Consider the following 7,751-nt stretch of genomic DNA (forward strand, 5'->3'; position numbering starts at 1 on the left):
TCCGGGAGGTCCCGGCCCATGGGCATCCGTTTGGACGAGCCCCTGCACAAGGCGGTAGGGGACCGCACCGCCAAGGTGCTGCACACCAAACTCCATCTGGAGACGATCGGCGATCTGCTGCGCCACTATCCGCGCAGATACGTCAAGCGCGGCCAGCTGACCGAGCTCTCCGAGCTGGAGCCGGGCACCGAGGCCACGATCGTCGCGCAGATCACCAAGGTCAGCCGGCGCCCGATGGCGGCCCGGCGCGGCCAGATGCTGACCGTCGAGGTGCGGGACGCCGCCGACGTGCCGGTGGAGGTCACGTTCTTCAACCCGCGCGCGGCCAACGCGCTCAAGCCCGGCATGCTCGGCATGTTCGCCGGCAAGGTCGGCGAGTACCACGGCAGGATCCAGCTGACCAACCCGGAGTTCGAGAAGCTGGACGGGCTCGGCGAGGACGCCGATGTGGACAGCTGGGCCGGCGAACTGCTGCCGATCTACCCCACCACCGCCGGCCTGTCGCCGCGGATGATCGCGCGCTGCGTCGGGATGGTCCTGGACCAGCTCGACGCCGACCTGGCGGACGACCCGCTGCCCCGGCCGGTCCGGGCCCGGCAGGGCCTGGTCCCGCTGACCGAGGCGTTCCGCCGGATCCACCGGCCCGACGACTGGCCCCAGATCGCGGTCGCCCGCAAGCGCCTGAAGTGGGACGAGGCGCTGCCGATGCAGGTCGTGCTGGCGCAGCGGCGCGAAGCGCTCAAGGCGCTGCCGGCCGTGCCGCGCCGACGGGTCCCGGCCGGCCTGCTCGACGCCTTCGACGCCACGCTGCCGTTCACCCTGACCGCCGGTCAGCGTCAGGTCGGTGAGGAGATCGAGCGGGATCTGGCCTGCGAGCACCCGATGCACCGGCTGTTGCAGGGCGACGTGGGCTCGGGCAAGACGATGGTCGCGCTGCGGGCCATGCTGGCCGTGGTGGACGCCGGCGGCCAGGCGGTGCTGCTGGCCCCGACCGAGGTGCTGGCGCAGCAGCACCACCGGTCGATCGTGCAGATGCTGGGGGCCTCGGCGGACGTGCCGGTGGACCTGTTCTCGCAAGGTCCCGACGACGCGCAGGACCCGGCCCGCAAGCAGGTGAAGGTCGCGCTGCTCACCGGATCGCAGAACGCGAAGGACCGCCGGAGCAACCTGCTGGACGCGGCCTCCGGCGCGGCCGGGATCGTGATCGGCACGCACGCGGTGATCCAGGACCACGTCCAGTTCGCCGACCTCGCCCTGGTGGTGATCGACGAGCAGCACCGGTTCGGCGTCGAGCAGCGCGACGCGCTGCGGGCCAAGGGCGAGACCCCGCCGCACGTGCTGGTCATGACCGCGACGCCGATCCCGCGCACGGTGGCCATGACGGTGTTCGGCGACCTGGAGACCTCGATCCTGTCCGAACTGCCCGCGGGCCGTTCCCCGATCGCCACCCACGTGGTGGCCGCGCACGAGCACCCGTCGCACTTCACGCGGGTGTGGGAGCGGATCCGCGAGGAGGTCGGCGCGGGGCACCAGGCCTATGTGGTGTGCCCGCGGATCGGCGACGACGAGCCGGGCGCCGCCTCCGATGTCTTCGACGACGGCTCGGAACTGGTCTCCGAGCCCGGTCAGCAGCGGCCGCCGCTGGCGGTGGTGGAGGTCGCGGCGAGGCTGGCCGAGGGCCCGCTCAAGGGTCTGCGCGTCGGGATGCTGCACGGCCGGATGGCGCCGGACGACAAGGACGCGGTGATGCGCGCGTATGCCGCGCACGAACTGGACGTGCTGGTCGCGACCACGGTGATCGAGGTCGGGGTGAACGTGCCGAACTCGACGGTGATCGTGGTGATGGACGCCGACCGCTTCGGCGTGTCCCAGCTGCACCAGCTGCGCGGCCGGGTGGGACGCGGGAAGTGGGCCGGGCTGTGCCTGTTGGTCACCGAGTCGCCGGACGGCGCCCCGGCCCGCGAGCGCCTGGCCGCGGTGGCCTCGACGCTGGACGGCTTCGAGCTGTCGCGGATAGACCTCGCGATCCGCAAGGAGGGCGACGTCCTCGGCGCCACGCAGTCCGGCTACCGCAGTTCGCTGCGGCTGTTGAGCGTGATCGACGACGAGGACGTGATCCGCGCCGCGCGGGACGAGGCCACACCGCTGGTGGAAGCGGATCCGACGCTGGCGGGGTATCCGACGCTCGCCCGGACAATTGCCGTCTTGGTGGACGGCGAGCGCGCGGAATACTTGGGCAAGACATGATCGGTTTCGCATTGCCGCGCTGCAATATCGGCTGCGACCCGGCTGCCGCAGGCCGCGCCGCAGCCGGTTGTCGCCTTTCCGCCGAGCACCGGTCCGACCGTGGTCGGACCGGTGTTGCCGCAAGCCGCCGGCTTGCCGCCGAGCGCCTGGCCCGGCGCGCATGACCCGCGTCATCGCGGGCCGAGCCCGGGGCCGCCGGCTGGCCGTCCCGCCCGGCGAGGGCACCCGGCCGACCGGCGACCGGGCGCGCGAAAGCCTGTTCTCCGCCCTCGAATCCGAATTCGGCGGCTTGTCCGGGTTGTCAGTCCTCGACCTCTTCGCCGGCTCCGGCGCCCTCGGTCTGGAAGCCCTGTCGCGCGGCGCTGCCCGAGTCCTGCTCGTCGAGGCCGATCGCCGGGTCGCCCGGCTCATCGCGCAGAACATCGCGACCGTCGGCCTGCCCGGGGCGCGGGTCGTCGCCGACCGCGCCGAGCGCGCCGCCGCCGGCGGCCGTCCGGCCGAGGCGCCCTTCGACCTGGTGCTCCTGGATCCGCCGTACGCGGTACCCGACGCCGAGGTCGTGACCATCCTCACAGCGCTGGCCGACGGCGGCTGGCTGGCGCCGGACGCCGTGGCGGTGCTTGAGCGTTCCGCGCGGGATGCGGATTTCCCCTGGCCAGTGGGCTATGAGGGGACACGGACCAAGAGCTACGGGGAGGCCCGCATGAACTTCGCGGTCTGGTACGTTCGCGGCGCGTCAACGACCGGTCCCCTCGACTCGCCGGAGTAACCATGGACGAGCCCCTCATCCGCCGCGTGGTCTGTCCCGGGTCCTTCGACCCGATCACCAACGGCCACCTGGACATCATCGGCCGCGCCTCGCAGCTGTTCGACGAGGTGGTCGTCGCGGTCGGGGTGAACGCCGGGAAGGCCGGGTCGCTGTTCACCGTCGAGGAGCGGATCGATCTGGTGAAGCAGGTGACGGCCGACTACGGGAACGTGCGGGCCGAGCCCTTCGAGGGACTGCTGGTGGACTTCTGCGCCCGGCACCGGATCCGGGCGATCATGAAGGGGCTGCGGGCGGTCAGCGACTACGAGTACGAACTCCAGATGTCCCATATGAACCACCGGCTGTCGGGGATCGAGACGCTGTTCGTGGCGTCCAACCCGTTGTACAGCTACCTGTCCTCTTCGTTGCTCAAGGAGGTCGCCTCGCTCGGTGGCGATGTCGCCGGCCTGGTCCCGGACCTGGTCCTTTCATCCCTTACCGAGCGACTGGCTGAACGCAAGAGGAAGTCCGCGTAGCCTTTGGCGCTAGGGGTCCGCGGTGGACCCCTTGCGAAGACCGACCGTCGCCAAGAAGGGGCGGCCCCCGCGGCCGCTAGAGGAGCGAGTGAGAAGTGGCCACAAGCGACCGCCTGGAGCAGATGGTCGGAGACCTCGTGCAGATCGTCGAGACCGCCAAGGCGGTGCCGATGTCCGCCTCGTGCGTGATCAACCGCGCCGAGGTCCTGGAGATCCTGCACGAGCTCGCCGCCGGGGTGTCCGAGGAACTCGCCGAGTCCCGGCGGCTGGTGGCCGAACGCGAAGAGGTGATAGCCCAGGCCCGCAGGGACGCCGCCGACCACATCGAGGCGGCCCGGCGCGAGCGGGGCAGCATGCTCTCCGGGACCGAGGTGGGCCGCGAGGCCGACCGCATCCGCGGCGCCGCCCTGGAGGAGGCACGCCGGATCCGTGAGGACGCCGACAACTACGTCGACGACAAGCTCGCCAACTTCGAGGTGGTGCTGACCAAGACGCTGTCGGCCGTGGGCCGCGGCCGGGCCAAGATGGTCGGCAAGGACCCGATGTCCGAGCTGGGCGAGCACATCGCCGAGCAGGACGCGGTCGAGGCCGCGACCCGGCCGGAATACGACTTCAGCGAGCGCGACGAGGTGCCCACCGGCTTCCAGCGCGACGCGGGCGGCCGGGGCGAGTACAACACCGGCGAGTACCCGAAGTACACCGAAGAGGGCTACGAGAACCAGAGAGACGGCTACCAGCAGGAGCCGTCCTACCAGCCGCAGGAGCAGCCCTCCTACCAGGAGGCCCCGGTCTACCAGGCCGACGCCTACGGCCAGCAGCAGGCCGACGCCTACGGTCAGCAACAGGCCGACGCCTACGGTCAGCAACAGCCGGATGCCTACGGCCAGCAGCAGCCGGACGCGTACGGCCAGCAACAGCCGGACGCTTACGGGCAGCAGCAGCCGGAGACCTACGGGCAGCAGCCCGACCCCTACGGCCAGGGCGAGTACAACACCGGCGAGTACGGCCTGCCGGAGCCGGAGCTGTCGCACGAGTTCGCCGCGGCCGACATGAGCGGCGTGTTCCAGCGCCCCGACTTCTCCCAGGACTACCCGCCGCAGGAATATCAGCAGCCTGAGTACCAGCAGCAGCCGGCGCAGGTCGCGGTCGGCTACGGCTACGACCAGGAGAACGGTTACGCCGCGAACTACAACGACCCGGCGTCGGTCCCGTATCCGGTCCAGCCCTACGGTGCGCAGTACGCCGCTCAGCCGGAGTACCACAACGGCGAGTACCAGCAGTACCCGCAGCACGAGGACCCGTACGCCGCCCAGCAGGCGCAGCCGTCCCACCAGCAGAACCCGGAGGCGTCCGGGTTCTTCGACACCGGGATGATCGACGTGCGGCAGTTCCGGGACGACCCGTACCAGCAGCACTGACTTAGAGCGAACGAGGATTGGTGGCCGGGCGGGCTGAGCGACATTGGGAAACCAGCGTCGGAGCTCCGAGCCTGGCCGCACCGGTGCCTTGCGGCGCTGCGCTTGCAAGCCGCATGCCCACGACGCTCGTGCCGATTTGCGCGCAGGCGCGGGCCGGGTCGAGGGCATGCGTCCGGCACGCCCAGCCACCAGCGGCGAAGCCGCCAAAGACACGAGCCCCGCCGAGTTTTCCGTGTGCTGCGGCGGCTGCGCCGCCTCGCCAGACCGGCCACCAATCCTCGGTCGCTCTTAGCAGCGGCATCGACGTAGCGCGCGGCGAAAGCCGACGGCCCGCTCCCCGGAATCGGGAAGCGGGCCGTGTCGTCTCAAAAGCAGCCGCGGGAAAGCGGCCGCGGCGAAGCCGTCAGGCCCCGGCCAGCTGCCATCCGCCGAACGGGCTGCCCGTCCCGGCCGCGGTCTGCCGGTCGATGTGCAGCGCCCCGTCCAGCTCGAACGCCAACACCACCAGTCGGCCGTCGGAATCCAGGGCCATCGCCGGCGCCCCGACGATCACGTTCCCCAGGTCCGGCCAGGTCCCGGAGAACCCCACGTTGGGCCCGGTCTGCGAGGCCATGCTGACCCCGCCCCCGGAGTTGCGGATCGCGATGCTGACGCGGCCGTCGCCCCCGGTCGTGGCGGCGACGCTCTCCAGCATCGGCGGGCTGCCGCCGAGCAGCCCCGGCGTGGTGGTCCAACTGCCGTTGCTCTGGGTCCACTGCGTCGCGACCGTCGGATTGTCCGGGTCGGCGTAGAAGATCTCCGGCCGGCCGTCGGCGTTGAGGGCGAAGGAGACCTGCGTCTTGCCGATCGCCGCCGGGGTCAGCGGCGAGGAGTCCCGGGCCCACAACCGCGCGGCGTTCTGCTTCCAGTGCTGGATTCCCAACTCGGACGGGGCGAACAGCTCGCCGGCGCCGGAGCCGCCGAGGCCCGCCGACAGGTCGTCCCGGATCTGGAAGCCCCCGAGGTCGGCCCAGGCGCTGGGCCAGGTGCTGCCCGGGTTCAGGGTCTTGGCACTGACTCCGGTGCCGAGGTTGCGGACGAAGACGGTCACGTTGCCGTTCTGCTCGGTGAGCGACGCCGGGTCTCCGACCTCCGTCGGGTTGGAGCTGTTCGGGTTGCCCAGCGACGTCCAGCCGCCCCACACCCCTGGCGCGGTCTGTACGTCCGTCACGACCGCGTAGTCCGACAGCCTCGTGGAGAACACCCGCAGCAGCCCTGTGGGGTCCACTGTGACGTCCAGCGTCGGGGTGAGCCCGGTGCTGCCGGGGACCGGCGTGGGACCGGTCCAGGAGCCGCCAGGGGAGGTCTCGGTCCATTGCTCGATCTGGCTGTTGAGGATGGCGAAGGCGTTGAGCTTGCCGGTCCCGTCCACCTTGGTCCACACCGAGCCGTTCGGCCATCGCGAGTACTGGCGGCTGTAGAACGGCGGATAGAACGTGTCGTTCGGGTCCGGCGAGGTGTCGTAGAGCCCGTGATACACCCCGGGGATGTCGCCGCGGTTCGGGCCGAGATAGGCGAGGAAGTCGTTGTTCTTCTGCGTGGCGTCGGCGCTGTCGAGGTCTGACTCCTCGAAGCTCACGTTGTAGTCCCGGTAGGGACGCAGCAGCACGTGGCCGTCGTTGTTCGGGCCGTGGTAGGCGGATACCGAGTCCAGGGTGAAACCGCCGGCGCCGAGATGATCGGTGTTGCCGGGGTCGCTGGCGAACCGGTGCGGGTCCATGCCGTAGACGACGGTCGCGTTGTAGTGCGCGTACAGCGCCGTCAGCGAGGCGGTCAGCTGCGTCTTCGTGTAGGTCTGGTTCGCGTACTGGGCCTCGCAGTCCGAGCCGCCGTCCGCGGCCAGCGTGCCCATCGTGGACTGGTGCCAGCCGGTGATCTGGCCGCGCTGGTACAGGTCCTGCAATGTGGTCTGGCTGTTCTTGCCGCCGATGAAGTTGGCGTCCCCGGCGTCGTGCAGCTTGAAGAACACCAGCTTCACCTGCGGTGCCTGGTTGAGGGTGTCCTCCTCGGCGACCTTGCCGGCGAAGGTGATCGGGGTCCGGGTCCAGGTCGGATTGGCCACGCCGGCGATCTCGGCGGCCGCGGCGCGGGCTCCCATGTCGCGGCTCTCGCCGTACAGGCAGGTGTCGGCGAAGGGCTGGCCCGGCCCGACCTGGGTGGTGGCCTCGCCCGCGGTGAGGAACACCGTCACGAGCGGGAAGCTGTAGACCTTTCGCAGGTCCGGGTTGAAGAACAGGAACGTGTCGTCGGCGTGCGCGACGACCTGGACCACGGTCGGCGGGTCGGGGAAGGTGTCGGCTCGGGCCGGTGCGGGCAGCAGCCCGAGCCCGGCCGTCGCGAGCGCCAGCAGGGCGGCGCGGACTTTGAGGAGAGGGCGCAAGGTTTCCTGCCCGGGGTGAGGATCTGGTGGCTGGTTGCCTATTAGCGGCTATCCATACACTTATGGTGCGTTTTATCAGGGTTACGACACGCCGTCGCGACCCCGGGACGTCGCAATGCACTCCTATGGCGCACTGGAACTTGGCGGGACCCGGCTTCCAGTAGTCAAGTGGGCGCCGACAGTGCCCGATCACCACCCCAGGGAGCCACCGTGCGCGAGGACGTGAAGCTGGTCCGGACCCGGCCTCTGGCGGCGGCCGCGGGCGCGGCCGCGCTGATCGGCGCGTGTCTGGCGGCGGCTCCGGCCTTCGCGCAGACCTCGCAGACCTTCACCCAGGACGGCACGTTCACCGTGCCCGACGGCGTCACCCAGCTGACCGTCAC

Annotated in this window: 5 protein-coding genes; 4 read left to right on the forward strand and 1 reads right to left on the reverse strand. The window is 70.7% G+C overall.

All coding sequences use genetic code 11. From position 1 onward, the window contains the following. Positions 1 to 18 precede the first annotated feature (18 nt). The 4 genes from recG to IZR01_RS17850 all read left to right on the forward strand — a co-directional run bounded on the left by recG (position 19) and on the right by IZR01_RS17850 (position 4,949). Entirely contained in the window at positions 19 to 2,247 is a 2,229-nt protein-coding gene (gene recG / locus IZR01_RS17835) for an ATP-dependent DNA helicase RecG (protein WP_194895930.1), read from the forward strand. 160 nt (positions 2,248 to 2,407) lie between these two features. After that, a complete protein-coding gene (rsmD, locus tag IZR01_RS17840) occupies positions 2,408 to 3,016 on the forward strand; it encodes a 16S rRNA (guanine(966)-N(2))-methyltransferase RsmD (RefSeq protein ID WP_194895929.1) in 609 nt (202 codons plus the stop codon). Between the two features lie 17 nt (positions 3,017 to 3,033). Beyond that, positions 3,034 to 3,531, forward strand: a complete 498-nt coding sequence (coaD, locus tag IZR01_RS17845) for a pantetheine-phosphate adenylyltransferase (RefSeq protein ID WP_194895946.1) — start codon at positions 3,034 to 3,036, stop codon at positions 3,529 to 3,531. Between the two features lie 95 nt (positions 3,532 to 3,626). Then, positions 3,627 to 4,949 carry an ATP synthase subunit B family protein gene (locus tag IZR01_RS17850; RefSeq protein ID WP_194895928.1) on the forward strand — a complete coding sequence of 441 codons (1,323 nt, stop codon included), beginning with the start codon at positions 3,627 to 3,629 and terminating at the stop codon, positions 4,947 to 4,949. A 403-nt stretch (positions 4,950 to 5,352) separates the two neighbouring features. Here the strand turns inward: IZR01_RS17850 and IZR01_RS17855 are convergent, their stop codons facing one another. Continuing rightward, positions 5,353 to 7,368, reverse strand: coding sequence for a DUF8189 domain-containing protein (locus IZR01_RS17855; RefSeq protein ID WP_194895927.1), 2,016 nt, complete (start codon positions 7,366 to 7,368; stop codon positions 5,353 to 5,355). Positions 7,369 to 7,751: the final 383 nt, after the last annotated feature.

The organism is Catenulispora pinisilvae (genome assembly GCF_015356865.1).
GTDB classification, from domain to species: domain Bacteria; phylum Actinomycetota; class Actinomycetes; order Streptomycetales; family Catenulisporaceae; genus Catenulispora; species Catenulispora pinisilvae.

Excerpts from the sequence above, each read along its gene's own strand:
- rsmD (WP_194895929.1), top strand. The coding sequence starts at position 2,408 with ATGACCCGCGTCATCGCGGGCCGAGCCCGGGGCCGCCGGCTGGCCGTC.
- recG (WP_194895930.1), top strand. The coding sequence starts at position 19 with ATGGGCATCCGTTTGGACGAGCCCCTGCACAAGGCGGTAGGGGACCGC.